At 70.7% G+C, this 16,181-nt stretch carries 8 protein-coding genes; all 8 read left to right on the plus strand.

Translation table 11 applies throughout. The features are described from left to right. Positions 1-17: 17 nt before the first annotated feature. A complete protein-coding gene (gene glgX, locus HNR02_RS29540) occupies positions 18-2,135 on the plus strand; it encodes a glycogen debranching protein GlgX (protein WP_179776929.1) in 2,118 nt (705 codons plus the stop codon). Beyond that, positions 2,132-4,402 (plus strand): malto-oligosyltrehalose synthase, encoded by a 2,271-nt coding sequence (gene treY / locus HNR02_RS29545; protein WP_179776930.1) that lies wholly within the window; start codon positions 2,132-2,134, stop codon positions 4,400-4,402. Before glgX (HNR02_RS29540) ends, treY begins: the two co-directional genes overlap by 4 nt. Continuing rightward, positions 4,399-6,108, plus strand: a complete 1,710-nt coding sequence (gene treZ / locus HNR02_RS29550) for a malto-oligosyltrehalose trehalohydrolase (protein WP_179776931.1) — start codon at positions 4,399-4,401, stop codon at positions 6,106-6,108. Before treY ends, treZ begins: the two co-directional genes overlap by 4 nt. 34 nt (positions 6,109-6,142) lie before the next feature. Further along, complete coding sequence (gene glgX, locus HNR02_RS29555; protein WP_179776932.1) at positions 6,143-8,278, plus strand: glycogen debranching protein GlgX; 2,136 nt, start codon at positions 6,143-6,145, stop codon at positions 8,276-8,278. 347 nt (positions 8,279-8,625) lie between these two features. After that, complete coding sequence (locus HNR02_RS29560) at positions 8,626-10,611, plus strand: maltotransferase domain-containing protein (RefSeq protein WP_179776933.1); 1,986 nt, start codon at positions 8,626-8,628, stop codon at positions 10,609-10,611. A 97-nt stretch (positions 10,612-10,708) separates the two neighbouring features. After that, on the plus strand, positions 10,709-12,520 hold the full coding sequence (gene treS, locus HNR02_RS29565; protein WP_179776934.1) for a maltose alpha-D-glucosyltransferase: 1,812 nt from the start codon (positions 10,709-10,711) through the stop codon (positions 12,518-12,520). Between the two features lies 1 nt (position 12,521). Further along, on the plus strand, positions 12,522-13,910 hold the full coding sequence (locus HNR02_RS29570; RefSeq protein ID WP_179776935.1) for a maltokinase N-terminal cap-like domain-containing protein: 1,389 nt from the start codon (positions 12,522-12,524) through the stop codon (positions 13,908-13,910). Further along, positions 13,907-16,093 carry a 1,4-alpha-glucan branching protein GlgB gene (gene glgB / locus HNR02_RS29575; RefSeq protein WP_179776936.1) on the plus strand — a complete coding sequence of 729 codons (2,187 nt, stop codon included), beginning with the start codon at positions 13,907-13,909 and terminating at the stop codon, positions 16,091-16,093. The genes HNR02_RS29570 and glgB overlap by 4 nt, the downstream gene beginning before the upstream one ends. Positions 16,094-16,181 lie beyond the last annotated feature (88 nt).

Here is a 16,181-nt window from a genome sequence, read left to right on the forward strand (position 1 = left end):
CCGCAAGAGGAGAACCTGTGCCGCCCTGGCCCGGAACGCCCTACCCGCTCGGCGCCACCTACGACGGCGTGGGCACCAACTTCGCCCTCTTCTCGGAGGCGGCGGAGTACGTCGAGCTGTGCCTGATCGGCGAGGACGGCACCGAGGAGCGTCACCGCCTCACCGAGGTCGACGGGTTCGTCCACCACGGGTACCTGCTCGGCGTCGGCCCCGGTCAGCGCTACGGCTACCGCGTGCACGGTGACTACGCCCCCTCCCGCGGCCCGCGCTGCAACCCGAACAAGCTCCTGATCGACCCCTACGCCAAGGCGATCGCCGGTCACGTCGACTGGGACGAGGCGCTGTTCGCCTACCCGTTCGGCTCGCCGGACGAGCGCAACGACGCCGACTCCGCGGGGCACGTACCGCACGCGGTGGTGGTCACGCCGTTCTTCGACTGGGGCGACGACAGGCCGCCGCGCACGCCGTACAACGAGACGGTGATCTACGAGGCGCACGTCCGCGGCCTCACCATGAACCACCCCGAGGTGCCGTCCCGGTTGCGCGGCACCTACGCCGGGCTGGCGCACCCCGCGGTGATCGACCACCTGACGAGGCTGGGCGTCACGGCCATCGAGCTGATGCCGGTGCACCAGTTCATCACCGACCACGGCCTGGCCGACAAGGGCCTGCGCAACTACTGGGGGTACAACACGATCGGGTTCTTCGCGCCGCACGAGGGCTACGCGGCGCTGCCCGAGCAGGCAGGCCAGGTGCAGGAGTTCAAGGGCATGGTCAAGGCCCTGCACGAGGCGGGCATCGAGGTCATCCTCGACGTGGTCTACAACCACACCGCCGAGGGCAACCACCTCGGCCCGACGCTGTCCATGCGCGGCATCGACAACCAGGCCTACTACCGGCTGGTCGAGGACGAGCCGCAGTACTACATGGACTACACCGGCACCGGCAACTCGCTGAACGTGCGCAACCCGCACACCCTGCAGCTGATCATGGACTCGCTGCGGTACTGGGTCACCGAGATGCACGTCGACGGCTTCCGCTTCGATCTCGCCGCCACGCTGGCCCGCGAGTTCTACGACGTCGACCGGCTGTCCACGTTCTTCGACCTGGTGCAGCAGGATCCGACGGTGAGCAGGGTCAAGCTGATCGCCGAGCCGTGGGACGTCGGGCCCGGCGGCTACCAGGTCGGCAACTTCCCTCCACTATGGACGGAGTGGAACGGGCAGTTCCGGGACACCGTGCGGGACTTCTGGCGCGGCGAGCCGTCCACGCTGGGTGAGTTCGCCTCACGCATCACCGGATCGTCGGATCTCTACCAGGACGACGGCCGCCGCCCCTACGCCTCGATCAACTTCGTCACCGCGCACGACGGTTTCACGCTGCAGGACCTGGTGTCCTACAACCGCAAGCACAACGACGCCAACGGTGAGGACGGCCGTGACGGGGCCGATGACAACCGGTCGTGGAACTGCGGTGTCGAGGGCCCGACCGACAAGGCCGAGGTACTCGAACTGCGGGGCAAGCAGCGCCGCAACATGCTCGCCACGCTGCTGCTGTCGCAGGGCGTGCCGATGCTGCTGCACGGCGACGAGATGGGCCGCACCCAGCAGGGCAACAACAACGTCTACTGCCAGGACAACGAGACCGCGTGGATGGACTGGTCGCTGGCCAAGACCAACGCCGACCAGGTCTCCTTCGCCTCGGCGCTGGCCGCGTTCCGCAAGAAGCACCCGGTGTTCCGGCGCCGCCGCTTCTTCGCGGGCAAGCCCATCGGCAAGGGCGAGGAGCTGCGTGACATCGCCTGGTTCACGCCGTCCGGCGAGGAGATGAAGGAACAGAACTGGGACGACGGCTTCGGCAAGGCCATCGTCGCGTTCCTCAACGGCGAGGGCATCAACGACCTCGACCCGCGCGGCATCAAGGTCGTCGACGACTCGTTCCTGATGGCGTTCAACGCGCACTACGAGGACATCGAGCTGACCCTGCCCAACGCCGACTACGGCGAGGGCTGGGCCGTGGTGGTGGACACCGAAACGGGCACGGTCGCCGACGAGCCGGGTGAGGCGATCCCGGCCGCGGGCACGCTGAACCTGCCCGCCCGCTCGCTGGTGGTGCTGCAGCGGGTCGGCGCATGAGACCGTCGTCGACCTACCGGGTGCAGCTGCGGCCGGAGTTCACCTTCACCGACGCGGCGGCACAGATCGGTTACCTGCGCGCGCTCGGCGCCGGTGCGCTGTACGCCTCGCCGGTGCTCGACGCGACGCCAGGGTCCACGCACGGCTACGACGTGGTCGATCCGACGCGGGCGCGGCCCGAGCTGGGCGGCGAGCAGGCCCGCAAGGAGCTGGCCGCGCGGCTGCGCGAGGCCGGGCTCGGGTTCGTCGTCGACATCGTGCCCAACCACATGGCGGTCGAGGTCGCGAAGGCCAACCCGTGGTGGTGGGACGTGCTGCGCCACGGCCCCGGTTCGGCGCACTCCGGCTTCTTCGACATCGACTGGCGCCGCGGGAAGCTGCTGCTGCCCGTCCTCGGTGACGACGCCGACGTCGCGAAGCTGGAGGTCGACGGCGATGAGCTGGTCTACTACGAGCACCGCTTCCCCCTCGCCCCGGGCACCGGCGAGGGCACGCCGCGGGAGGTGCACGCGCGGCAGCACTACGAGCTGATCGGCTGGCGCCGCGGCAACGCGGAGCTGAACTACCGACGTTTCTTCGACATCACCACGCTCGCCGCGGTGCGGGTGGAACTGCCCGACGTCTTCCACGCCACGCACGGCGAGGTGCTGCGCTGGGTCGCCGAAGGGGACGTCACCGGGCTGCGTGTGGACCACCCGGACGGCCTGGCCGACCCCGGTTCCTATGTGCGGATGCTGCGCGCGGGCGCGCCGGGGGCGTGGCTGGTCGTGGAGAAGATCCTGCACCCGGGCGAGGACCTGCCGCAGAGCTGGCCGGTGGACGGCACCACCGGCTACGACGCCCTGCGTGAGATCACCGGGCTGTTCGTCGACCCGGCGGGCGAGGCGCCGCTGACGGAGCTGGCCCGGTCGCTGGGCCAGCCGGTCGGCTACGCCGAGGTCGAGGACACCGCCCGGCGCCTGGTCACCGACGGCATCCTGGTGTCCGAGGTGCGCCGGATCGCCGCGCTGGTGCGCGGGGTCGAGCCCGAGGCGGCGCGGGGCGCGGTGGCCGAGACGATGATCGCGTTCCCGGTCTACCGGTCCTACCTGCCCGAGGGCGAGGCGCACTGGGCGGCGGCCATCGCGACGGCCCGCGCGGCGCGGCCGGACCTCGCCGAAGCGGTCGACGCGCTGGACTTCCAGGTGCGTGAGGACCCGCACGGCGAGCTGGCGACCCGCATCCAGCAGACCTCCGGCATGGTCGTCGCCAAGGGCACCGAGGACACCACCTTCTACCGCTACACCCGCTTCGCCGCGCTCAACGAGGTCGGCGGCTCGCCGGACGACTTCGGTGCGGACGTGGACGACTTCCACGCGATGGCCGCCGCCCGCGAAGCCGGGTGGCCCGCGGCGATGACCACGCTGACCACCCATGACACGAAACGGTCCGAGGACGTGCGAGCCCGCATGGCCGTGCTGTCGGAAGTGCCGGACGAGTTCGCCGGCGCGGTCCGCCGGTGGACCGAGCGGCGCGGCATCGACGAGCCGTCGCTGAACCTGCTGGCGTGGCAGACCCTCGTCGGCGCCTGGCCGATCACGCCGGAGCGGCTGCGCGGGTACCTGGACAAGGCGGCGAAGGAGAGCAAGCTCCGCACCACGTGGACCGACCACGACGAGGAGTTCGAGAAAACCGTCGCCGCGTGGCCGGAACAGGTCCTCGGTGACGCGGAGCTGTCCGCTGAGGTCGAGGCGTTCGTCGGGCGGGTCCGCGGTCCCGGCTGGTCGAATTCGCTGAGTCAGAAGCTGGTCCAGCTCACCGCGCCCGGCGTGCCGGACGTCTACCAGGGCACCGAGCTGTGGGACCTCTCGCTGGTCGACCCGGACAACCGGCGGCCGGTGGATTACGCCCTGCGTGCCGCGCTGCTGGAGGAGATCCGGGGCGGGTGGCTGCCCGAGATCGACGAGTCGGGGGCGGCGAAGCTGCTCGTCGTGCACCGCGCGCTGACCCTGCGCCGGGACTCCCCCGGTCTGTTCACCGGCTATCGGCGCCTGCGTGCCGAGGGCCCGGCGGTCGCGCACGCACTCGCCTACGAGCGCAGCGGGCTGATCGTGGTGGCCACGCGGCTTCCGGTCGGCCTGGCCGCCTCGGGAGGCTGGCGCGACACCGTCCTGCCACTGCCCGCGGGCGAGTGGAGGGACGTGATCACCGGAACGAACGTCACCGGCGAGCTGTCCGCGATGCTGGCCCGCTACCCGGTCGCCCTGCTGGTGCGAGGAGACTCATGACCTTCCGCGTCTGGGCCCCGGCCGCCTCGCGCGTGCACGTGCGCACCGGCGGTGCCGATCACGAGATGACCGCGGGCGGCGAGGGCTGGTGGTTCTCCGACGTCCCGGCGCCACCGGGCACCGACTACGCGTTCGTGCTCGGCGACGACGAGAAAGCGCTGCCCGATCCGCGTTCGGCGTGGCAGCCCGACGGCGTGCACGGCCCGTCCCGGATCTACGACCACACCGCCTTCGACTGGACCGACCAGGGCTGGACGGGGCGGGCGCTGCCCGGCGGCGTGATCTATGAGCTGCACATCGGCACGTTCACCCCCGAAGGCACCTTCGACGCGGCGATCGGCCGGCTCGGGCACCTCGTCGACCTCGGTGTCACCTTCGTCGAGGTGCTGCCGGTCAACTCGTTCGACGGCACCGACGGATGGGGCTACGACGGCGTCCTGTGGGGCGCGGCGCACGAGCACTACGGCGGGCCGGACGGGTTCAAGCGCTTCGTCGACGCCTGCCACGCGCGCGGTCTGGCCGTGGTGCTCGACGTCGTCTACAACCACCTCGGCCCCTCCGGCGCCTACCTGGACCGGTTCGGCCCCTACTTCGCCGGGCAGAACGACTGGGGCCCCGGGCTCAACCTCGACGGCGAAGGCTCCGACGAGGTCCGCCGTTACGTGCTGGACAACGCGCTGGGCTGGTTGCGCGACTTCCACGTCGACGCGCTGCGGCTGGACGCCGTGCACGCGCTGAACGACCGGCGTGCCACCCACCTGCTGGAGGAGCTGGCGATCGAGGTGGAGGCGCTGTCCGCGGCGGTGCGGCGGCCGCTGACGCTGATCGCCGAGTCCGACCTCAACGACCCGAAGCTGGTCACCGCGCGCGAGGGCGGCGGGTACGGGCTGCAGGCGCAGTGGTGCGACGATCTGCACCACGCTCTGCACGTCACGCTCACCGGCGAGACCAGCGGCTACTACGGCGATTTCGCGGCGGCCGGCGCGCTGGAGCGGACGCTTGAGCGCGCCTTCTTCCACGCGGGCACCTGGTCGTCGTTTCGCGAGCGCACCCACGGCCGCCCGGTCGACACCCGTACGCTGCCCGGCCACCGGTTCCTGATCTACCTGCAGAACCACGACCAGATCGGCAACCGCGCCACCGGCGACCGCCTGTCCGCCTCCGTCTCCCCCGGCAGGCTGGCCTGCGGCGCGGCGATCGTGTTCTGCTCGCCCTACACGCCGATGGTGTTCATGGGCGAGGAGTGGGCCGCGAGCACACCGTGGCAGTTCTTCGCCTCGTTCCCCGATCCGGAGCTGGCCGAGGCGGTGCGCGCGGGGCGGCGGCGCGAGTTCGCGCGGCACGGCTGGGGCGAGGCGGAGGTACCGGACCCGGTCGATCCGGCGACCGTCGAACGGTCCCGGCTGGACTGGTCGGAGCTCGCCGAGGAGGGGCATCGCGAGATGCTCGATCTCTACCGGTCGCTGATCGCGCTGCGCCGGACGCATCCCGCGCTGACCGACCCCCGGCTGGACCGCTTCGGGGTGCGCGCGCAGGGGTCGCTCCTGGTGATCGACCGCGGCCCGCTGCGGCTGGTGTGCAACTTCGGACCGGACGCCGCCGACCTGGGCGAACAGGCCGGCGAGGTGCTGTTGGGGTGGGGTCCGGCCACGGCGAGTCACCTCCCGCCGGACACCTTCGCGATCATCGACACCGATCGGCGGTGACGGAACTGCCGGGGGGTGCTGGGACAATCGGCGGATGGCCACCCGACCTGCCACCGACACCCTCGTCCTCGCCGGGCGCCCCTTCCCGCTGGGCGCGCACCCCGAGGGCGGGGGCGTCCGGTTCGCCGTGACCTCGACCGTCGCCGACGCCGTGGAGGTCTGCCTGATCAGTGAGGACGGCACCGAACGCCGCGTCGAACTGACCGAGCGGACCTTCGGCGTGTGGCACGGCCTGGTGCCGGGGGTGACCTCCGGCCAGAAGTACGGCTACCGGGTGCACGGCCCCTACGACCCCGCACGCGGCCTGCGCTGCAATCCGAACAAGATCCTCGTCGACCCCTACGCCACCCGGATCTCCGGCGGGCTGACCGACCTCAGGGCCGCGCTGGGCTACGCGGGCGACCCGATGCACGCGCGCCGGTCGAAGGTCGACTCGCTGGGCAGCGTGCCACTGTCGGTGGTCACCTCGCACGGCGGCCCGGACACCGGCGTGAAGCCGGAGGTGCCGTTCGAGGAGTCGGTGATCTACGAGCTGCACGTCAAGGGCTTCACGCAGCGCAACCCGGAGATCCCGGCGAACCTGCGCGGCACCTACCTGGGCCTGGCGCATCCGGCGGCGATCGAGCACCTCGTGCGGCTCGGGGTCACGGCGGTGGAGCTGCTGCCGGTGCACTGGTTCACCGAGGAGCCGTACCTGGTGCGCACCGGGCGGCGCAACTTCTGGGGCTACTCACCGCTGGGCTACTTCGCCCCGCACGCGGGGTACGCGAGCGAGCCGGGCCGTGAGGTGGCCGAGTTCCGCACCATGGTCGCGGCGCTGCACGCGTCCAACATCGAGGTGATCCTCGACGTGGTCTTCAACCACACGTGCGAAGGCGGCCTGGACGGGCCGACGCTGTCCTTCCGCGGGCTGGACGCGCCCTCGTACTACATGCACGCCGGGCGCGGGAACGTCGTCGACCTGACCGGCTGCGGCAACACGCTGGAGCCACGCTCCCCCACGGTCATCCGGATGGTCACCGACTCGCTGCGGTACTGGGCCACCGAGATGGGCGTCGACGGTTTCCGGTTCGACCTCGCCAGCACACTGGGCCGCCCCGGCGGCGGCGCGTTCGACCGCGATTCGGCGATGCTGACCGCGATCACGGCCGATCCGGTGCTGTCCCGGTGCAAACTGATCGCCGAGCCGTGGGACGTCACCGGGCACGGATACCGCGTCGGCGACTTCGGGGCGCAGTGGGCGGAGTGGAACGGCCGCTACCGCGACACGGTGCGTGACTTCTGGCGTGGGCAGGTGAGCGTGGACGACCTGGCGTTCCGCCTGTCCGGCTCGTCGGACCTCTACGACCACAACCTGCGGCGGCCCTGGCAGTCGGTCAACTTCGTGACCGCGCACGACGGCTTCACGCTGCGGGACCTGGTGTCCTACAACGGCAAGCACAACGAGGCCAACGGCGAGGACAACCGCGACGGCACCGACGACAACCGGTCGTGGAACCACGGCGCCGAGGGCGAGACCGGCGATCCGGAGATCCGCGAGCTGCGGGCGCGCCAGGCCCGCAACATGCTCGCCACGCTGCTGCTGTCGACGGGGACCCCGATGCTCGTGGCGGGCGACGAGCTGTGGCGCACCCAGGGCGGCAACAACAACGCTTACTGCCTGGACGACGAGACGTCGTGGCTGGACTGGTCCGGCGATCCGGACGCCACGGCGATGCTGGCCTTCACCCGCCGCCTGGTCCACCTCCGGGCGGCCAGTCCCGCGCTGCGGCAGCCGGAGTTCTTCGAGGGCCGCACCACGCCCACCGGACGGCCCGACCTGATCTGGTTCCGCCCCGACGGCGAGGAGATGACGGAGGAGGACTGGTTCGACGGCGGCCGCCGCACGCTGATGATGTGGGTCGACGGCTCGAACTCGCAGTCGCGCACCCGCGAGGGCGAACTGATCGCCGACCACTCGTGGCTGCTGATCCTGCACGCGGGCGATGACAGGGTGAAGGTGGTCCTGCCCGGCCCCGAATTCGGGGCGACCCTGAAACCGACGCTGGACACCACCACCCCCGACGGGAGTCCCGCCACACCGGGCGCGCTGACGGCGGGCAGCCGGATCACGCTGCCCGCGCGATCACTGCTGCTGCTCCGGGCGCCGCGCGACATCGCGGAACGGTAGCGGAGGAAGGCAGCGCTCCGGTTACCCGCCGGTACCCCACCGTCGCGGAAACCCCGGAGCCGCAAGCCCTTTCCCGCCTACGCCCGTTGGGGTTAACCGAGTTGCCCGAACACCGTGGAAGGGCTGACAGTTCACCCGGGAGGCGCCGGAAACGGACCAGGCCGTGACGTCCGGGTTACCAGTGGATGACCACACTGGACACACCTGACCCCCTGTCGGAAAGTGGCACCGAACGCGGTAGTTTGCGCACGTCCGCAGCCGGGTACCTCCTTTCGAAGACCTGTACGTCCCCACTGGGTCGGCGGGTGCAGGCTGCACTACCAACAAGGGTGAGAGGGGCTCTGCCGATGACCGGCCGGCTCGGCATCGACGACGTGACGCCCGCGGTCAGCTGCGGCCACCACCCGGCGAAAGCCGTGGTGGGAGAACACGTTCCGATCTCGGCGACGGTCTGGCGGGAGGGTCACGACGCGGTCGCCGCCACCGTCTCCTGGCGTGGCCCGAACGACCGGATCTCGCGCCGCACGCGCATGACCGAGCAGGGCACTGGTCTGGACCACTTCGGGGCTACGATCGTTCCGGACGCCGAGGGACTGTGGACCTTCCGCGTCGACGCGTGGAGCGACCCGTGGTCCACCTGGAAGCACGCGGTCCGGGTCAAGGTGGCCGCGGGTCAGGACGCGCACGAACTGGCCAACGACCTGGAGGCGGGCGCCCGCCTGCTGGACCGCGTCTCGCGCCGCCCCGACCGCCGCCGCGAACGGGCTCTGCTCGCCAGCGCCGCGAACAGCCTGCGCGACACCGGACGGCACCTGTCCGAGCGCGTAGGCCCGGCGCTGTCGGACGACGTCGAGCGGATCATGCACGAGTACCCGGTGCGCGAACTGGTCACCAAGGGCAGGCCGATGCGCATCTGGGTCGACCGCGAGCGCGCCGCGTTCGGGTCGTGGTACGAGTTCTTCCCCCGCTCCACCGGCGGCCTCGACGCGCAGGGCCGTCCGGTGCACGGCACCTTCGCCACCGCCGCGGCCGCGCTCGACCGCATCGCGCGCATGGGTTTCGACGTCGTCTACCTCCCGCCGGTTCACCCGATCGGCCGCGTGAACCGCAAGGGCCGCAACAACACGCTCACCCCGGACGAGCACGACGTCGGCTCGCCGTGGGCCATCGGCGCCGACGAGGGCGGCCACGACGCGATCCACCCGGACCTGGGCACGATCGACGATTTCGACGACTTCGTCGCCCGCGCGACCGAGCTGGGCCTGGAGGTCGCCCTCGACCTCGCCCTGCAGGCCGCCCCCGACCACCCGTGGGTGCTCAAGAACCCGGAGTTCTTCACGACGCGGCCGGACGGCACGATCGCCTACGCGGAGAACCCGCCGAAGAAGTACCAGGACATCTACCCGGTCAACTTCGACAACGACCCCGAGGGCATCTACGCCGAGGTGCTGCGCGTGGTGCTGCACTGGGTCGGGCACGGGGTGCGCATCTTCCGGGTCGACAACCCGCACACCAAACCGCCGGACTTCTGGGCCTGGCTGATCAAGACGGTGAAGGACGCGCATCCGGACGTGCTGTTCCTGTCCGAGGCATTCACCCGTCCGGCGCGGCTGTGGGGCCTGGCCAAGCTCGGCTTCACCCAGTCCTACACCTACTTCACCTGGCGCACGAGCAAGGAGGAGCTGACCGAGTTCGGTGTCGACCTGGTCCGGCACTGGGACATGGGCCGCCCGAACCTGTTCGTCAACACCCCGGACATCCTCCACGAGTCGCTGCAGAAGGGCGGCCCCGGCATGTTCGCGCTGCGGGCGGCGCTCGCCGCGACGCTGTCGCCGGCGTGGGGGGTGTACTCCGGCTACGAACTGTACGAGAACCAGCCTGCCCGCGAGGGCAGCGAAGAGTACCTGCACTCGGAGAAGTACGAGCTGCGCCCGCGTGACTTCGCGGCGGCGCTGGAGGAGGGCCGCTCGCTGGAGCCGTGGCTGACCAAGCTCAACGCGGTCCGCCGCGCCCACCCGGCGCTGCAGCAGATGCGCACCCTGCGCTTCCACCACGTGGACAACGACGGCCTTCTGGCCTATTCGAAGCAGGACCCGGCCACCGGCGACACCGTCGTCGTGGTCGTGACCCTGGATCCGCACCAGGCCCAGGACGGCACGCTCTGGCTCGACCTGCCCGCGCTCGGTTTCGACTGGCACGAGCGGCTGATCGCGCACGACGAGGTCACCGGCGAGACCTGGGACTGGGGCCAGGCGAACTACGTGCGACTCGAACCGTGGCGTTCGGTCGCGCACATCGTGGGCATCCAGCGACGGCTGGCCGGACGCGACTGAACCGGCCGGACACAACACGGTTTCCGCAGCACCCCGCGCACCGACCGGCGCCGGGGCAGTCGAACGCACCCGGATGAGGTGGGGAGAGGTGGAGTTCATGGACGAAGACGCCCGGCCCGACGCGGCGCTCGGTCTGGAGGGCATCCCGCACACCGGTGAGGCGATGACCCCGGACGGGATGCTCGTCGAGCCGCAGGCCGACGATTTCAGGTCCGCGAAGCAGGCCCCGGACAACCCGCACTGGTACAAGGGCGCGGTGTTCTACGAGGTGCTGGTCCGCGCGTTCACCGATTCCGACGGCGACGGCACCGGCGATCTGCGCGGCCTGGCGCGGCGCCTGGACTACCTCGAGTGGCTCGGCGTCGACTGTCTCTGGCTGCCGCCGTTCTACGCCTCTCCCCTGCGCGACGGCGGCTACGACATCAGCGACTTCCGCGCGGTGCTGCCGGAGTTCGGCACCGTCGAGGACTTCGTCCACCTCCTCGACGAGGCGCACAAACGCGGCATCCGCGTGATCACCGACCTCGTCCTCAACCACACCTCGGACTCGCACCCGTGGTTCCAGCAGTCGCGATCCGACCCCGACGGGCCCTACGGCGACTACTACGTGTGGAGCGACGACGACTCGCGCTACGCCGACGCGCGCATCATCTTCGTCGACACCGAAAGCTCCAACTGGACCTACGATCCGGTCCGCGGCCAGTTCTACTGGCACCGCTTCTTCACCCACCAGCCCGACCTCAACTACGAGAACCCCGACGTCGCCGAGGCGATGCTCGACGTCCTGCGGTTCTGGCTGGACCTGGGCATCGACGGGTTCCGCCTGGACGCGGTCCCCTACCTGTTCGAGCAGGAGGGCACCAACTGCGAGAACCTGCCGCGCACCCACGAGTTCCTCAAGCGCTGCCGCAAGGTCGTCGACGACGAGTACCCGGGCCGGGTCCTGCTGGCCGAGGCCAACCAGTGGCCCTCCGACGTGGTCGAGTACTTCGGCGACCCGGCCACCGGCGGCGACGAGTGCCATATGGCGTTCCACTTCCCGCTGATGCCGCGCATCTTCATGGCGGTGCGCCGCGAGTCCCGCTTCCCGATCTCGGAGATCCTGGCGCAGACGCCGAAGATCCCCGACAACGCCCAGTGGGGCATTTTCCTGCGCAACCACGACGAGCTGACCCTGGAGATGGTCAGCGACGAAGAACGCGACTACATGTACGCCGAGTACGCCAAGGATCCGCGGATGAAGGCGAACATCGGCATCCGCCGCCGCCTCGCGCCGCTGCTGGACAACGACCGCAACCAGCTCGAGTTGTTCACGGCCATGCTCCTTTCGCTGCCCGGGTCACCCGTTCTGTACTACGGTGACGAGATCGGAATGGGCGACAACATCTGGCTGGGTGACCGCGACGCGGTGCGTACACCCATGCAGTGGACCCCCGATCGGAACGCGGGGTTCTCGATGTGCGATCCGGGCCGGATCTACCTGCCCGTCATCATGGACCCGGTCTACGGCTTCCAGGCGATCAACGTCGAGGCCCAGCGGGACAGCGCCTCGTCGCTGCTCAACTGGACTCGGCGGATGATCGAGGTGCGCAAGCAGCACCACGCGTTCGCCGAGGGCGACTTCGTCGAGCTCGGCGGGTCGAACCCGAGCGTGCTGGCGTACAAGCGGACCTGGATCCGGCCCGACGGGCGTCTCGACGTCGTCCTGTGTGTGAACAATCTGTCGCGGTTCCCGCAACCGGTCGAGCTGGACCTGTCGGAGCACCACGGCTCCACGCCACTGGAACTCACCGGCGGCGTCCAGTTCCCCGACGTCGGGGAACTGCCCTACCTGCTGACGCTGCCGGGGCACGGCTTCTACTGGTTCCAGCTGCTGGACGCGGACGCGAAGGCGAGGCGAGGTGAGTGATGTGACCGATCCCCGTGAGCTGGTCGGCGCGCTGGTGGCCGAACTCCCGGACTGGCTGCCGTCGCAGCGGTGGTTCGCCGGGAAGGACCGGGCGATCACGGCGGTGCGGCCGCTGGGCACGACCGTCCTGATGACGGGCGACCCGCTGCTGCTCCACCTCGTCGTGGAGGTGGAGCAGGACGACCGGCGCGACCCCTACCAGCTGCTGATCGGCAGCCAGGCGCACCTGCCGGAGTACCTGGGGTCGAGCTGGATCGGCACCGAGAAGGGCCTGCCCTGCTACGAGGCCACCGGCGACGCCGACCTCACCGGCAGGCTGCTCGACCTCATCGTCGAGCAGGACCGGATCGGATCGCTGCGGTTCGACCGCGAGCCCGGCGCCGAGGTGCGCGGCGGCCTGCGGGCCCGGCCGGTGGGCGCCGAGCAGAGCAACACCTCGCTCGTCTTCGGCCACCACTCCATCCTCAAGCTGTTCCGCAAGCTCACCCCGGGCGAGAACCCGGACCTGCGCCTGCACCGGGCGCTGCACGGCGTGGGCAGCAGGCACGTCGCCGACCTGCTCGGCTCGATCACCGGCGAGCTGCACGGCGAGCCGGTGACGATCGGGATGCTGCAGAAGTTCATCCCCGACGCGGTGGACGGCTGGGCCATGGCCACCACCAGCGTGCGCGATCTGATGGCCGATCCCGGGCTGCCCCCCGACGAGGTGGGCGGCGATTTCGCCGGGGAGGCGCAGCGGCTCGGCCAGGCTGTCGCCTCCGTGCACTCCGACCTGCGGCGGGCCCTCGGCGACGAAATCGCCGACGAGGGCGAGTTCGACCGCACGGTCAAGGCGATGCGGGACCGGCTGGACACCGTGAGCCGCGCGGTGCCCGAACTGGCCGGGCACACCACCGCGCTGCGCGCCGCGTTCGACAAGGTGCGCGAGGCCAGCGGGCCGGTGGCCATGCAGTACATCCACGGTGACCTGCACCTGGGCCAGGTGCTGCGGACCGTCACCGGCTGGCTGCTGATCGACTTCGAGGGCGAGCCCGCCGCGCCGGCGGCCGAACGGGTGGCGCTGCGCTCACCACTGCGCGACGTCGCCGGGATGCTGCGCTCGTTCGACTACGCCGCGCACCAGATGCTCATCGGCGCGGACGATGACCCGAAGCTGGCCGAACGTGCGCTGGAGTGGGCGCGGCGCAACCGGTCGGCGTTCTGCGACGGCTACGCCAAGGCCGCGCCGGGCACGATCGGCGACCCGCGCGACCACGCGGACCTGCTGCGCGCGTTCGAGCTCGACAAGGCCGTCTACGAAGTGGCCTACGAACACGCCAACCGGCCGGAGTGGCTCTCCGTGCCGCTGACGTCCATCGCCCGGATCACCTCAGGAGGCGACCAACCGTGAACGGCGTCCCCGCCGAACTGCCGGAGGCGGCACCGCCGCCCGCCGACATCGACCGGCTGCTGGCCGGCTCGCACCACGACCCGCATTCGGTCCTCGGCGTGCACACCGAGGGCGGCGCGGTGGTGGTGCGCGCGCTGCGGCCCGGCGCGCGCCGGGTCAGCGTGGTCGCCGCGGACGCGAAGGTCGATCTCGGCCGGGTCGTCGACGGCCTGTTCGCCGGGCCGGTGCCGGAACACCCCGGCGACTACCGGCTGGAGGTCGACTACGACGGCCACGTGTGCACGATCGACGATCCGTACCGCTGGCTGCCCACGGTCGGCGAGCTGGACCAGCACCTGATCGGCGAGGGCAGGCACGAGCGGCTGTGGGACGTGCTCGGCGCGCACCCGCGCTCGTACGAGACGCCGAACGGGGTCGTCACCGGCACGTCGTTCGCCGTGTGGGCGCCCACCGCCCGCGGTGTGCGGGTGATCGGCGACTTCAACGGGTGGGACGGGCGTTCGCACCCGATGCGCTCGCTCGGCGGGTCCGGGGTGTGGGAGGTGTTCATCCCTGGCGTGGAGATCGGGGCGCACTACAAGTTCCGCATCCTCGGCGCCGACGGTCACTGGCACGAGAAGGCCGACCCGATGGCGTTCGCGACGGAGAAGCCGCCCGCGACGGCGTCGGTGGTCACCGCGTCGGCCTACGAGTGGGCCGATGACGCGTGGCTGGCCCGCCGCGACGCGACGAACTGGGCGAACGCGCCGATGAGCGTGTACGAGGTGCACCTCGGATCGTGGCGGCCCGGACTGGGCTACCGCGAGCTGGCCGACGCGCTGGCCGGCTACGTCGAGGACATGGGGTTCACCCACGTCGAGCTGCTGCCGGTGGCCGAGCACCCGTTCGGCGGGTCGTGGGGCTACCAGGTGACGTCGTACTACGCGCCGACCGCGCGGTTCGGGCATCCGGACGATTTCCGGTTCTTCGTCGACCGGCTGCACCAGCGCGGCATCGGCGTGATCGTGGACTGGGTGCCCGCCCACTTTCCCAAGGACAACTGGGCGCTGGCCCGCTTCGACGGCACACCGCTGTACGAGCACGCCGACCCGCGCCGTGGTGAGCAGCCGGACTGGGGCACCTACGTGTTCGACTTCGGCCGCAACGAGGTGCGCAACTTCCTGGTCGCCAACGCGCTGTTCTGGCTGGAGGAGTACCACCTGGACGGGCTGCGGGTGGATGCGGTCGCCTCGATGCTGTACCTGGACTACTCGCGGCCGGAAGGGCAGTGGGTACCCAACTCCTACGGCGGGCGGGAGAACCTGGACGCGGTGCGGTTCCTGCAGGAGCTGAACGCGACCGTCTACAAGCGACACCCCGGTGTGGCCATGATCGCCGAGGAGTCCACGGCGTGGCCGGGCGTCACGCGGCCGACCCACCTGGGCGGGCTCGGGTTCGGGTTCAAGTGGAACATGGGCTGGATGCACGACACGCTGCACTACCTGGCGCACGATCCGGTGCACCGGTCCTACCACCACAACGAGATGACGTTCTCGCTGGTGTACGCCTGGAGCGAGAACTTCGTGCTGCCGCTCTCGCACGACGAAGTGGTGCACGGCAAGGGTTCGCTGTGGGGCCGCATGCCCGGCGACGACTGGAACAAGGCCGCCGGGGTGCGGGCGCTGCTGGCGTTCATGTGGGCGCATCCGGGCAAGCAGCTGCTGTTCATGGGCGGCGAGTTCGGGCAGGAGCAGGAGTGGTCGGAGGAGCGCTCGCTGGACTGGCACCTGCTGGAGCGGCCGCTGCACGGCGGGATCCAGAAGCTGCTGCGTGACCTCAACGGCGTGTACCGGTCGACGCCCGCGTTGTTCAGCGCCGACACCACGCCGGAGGGTTTCGCGTGGATCGACGCGAACGACTCGGGCGGCAACGTGCTGAGCTTCCTGCGCCTCGGCGAGGACGGTTCGCGCCTGGCCTGCGTGGCGAACTTCGCCGGCATGCCGCACCACGACTACCGCGTGGGCCTGCCCGCGGCGGGTCGCTGGCGCGAGCTGGTCAACACCGACGCCGGCATCTACGGCGGGTCGGGGGTGGGCAACTTCGGCGCGGTCGAGGCGGAGCTGGAGCCCTGGCACGGGCAGCCGGCATCAGCGGTACTGCAACTGCCGCCGAACGGCGTGCTCTGGCTGACGCCCGAAGAATGACGCGCTCGGCGCGGGTCTCACGCGCGGGAAGGCAGAACTCCCACACGCGGGTCCCACGCTCGCGTGCGCGAGTTCCGCATTCGGCCGT

The sequence above is a fragment of the Amycolatopsis endophytica genome, assembly GCF_013410405.1.
GTDB lineage: Bacteria > Actinomycetota > Actinomycetes > Mycobacteriales > Pseudonocardiaceae > Amycolatopsis_E > Amycolatopsis_E endophytica.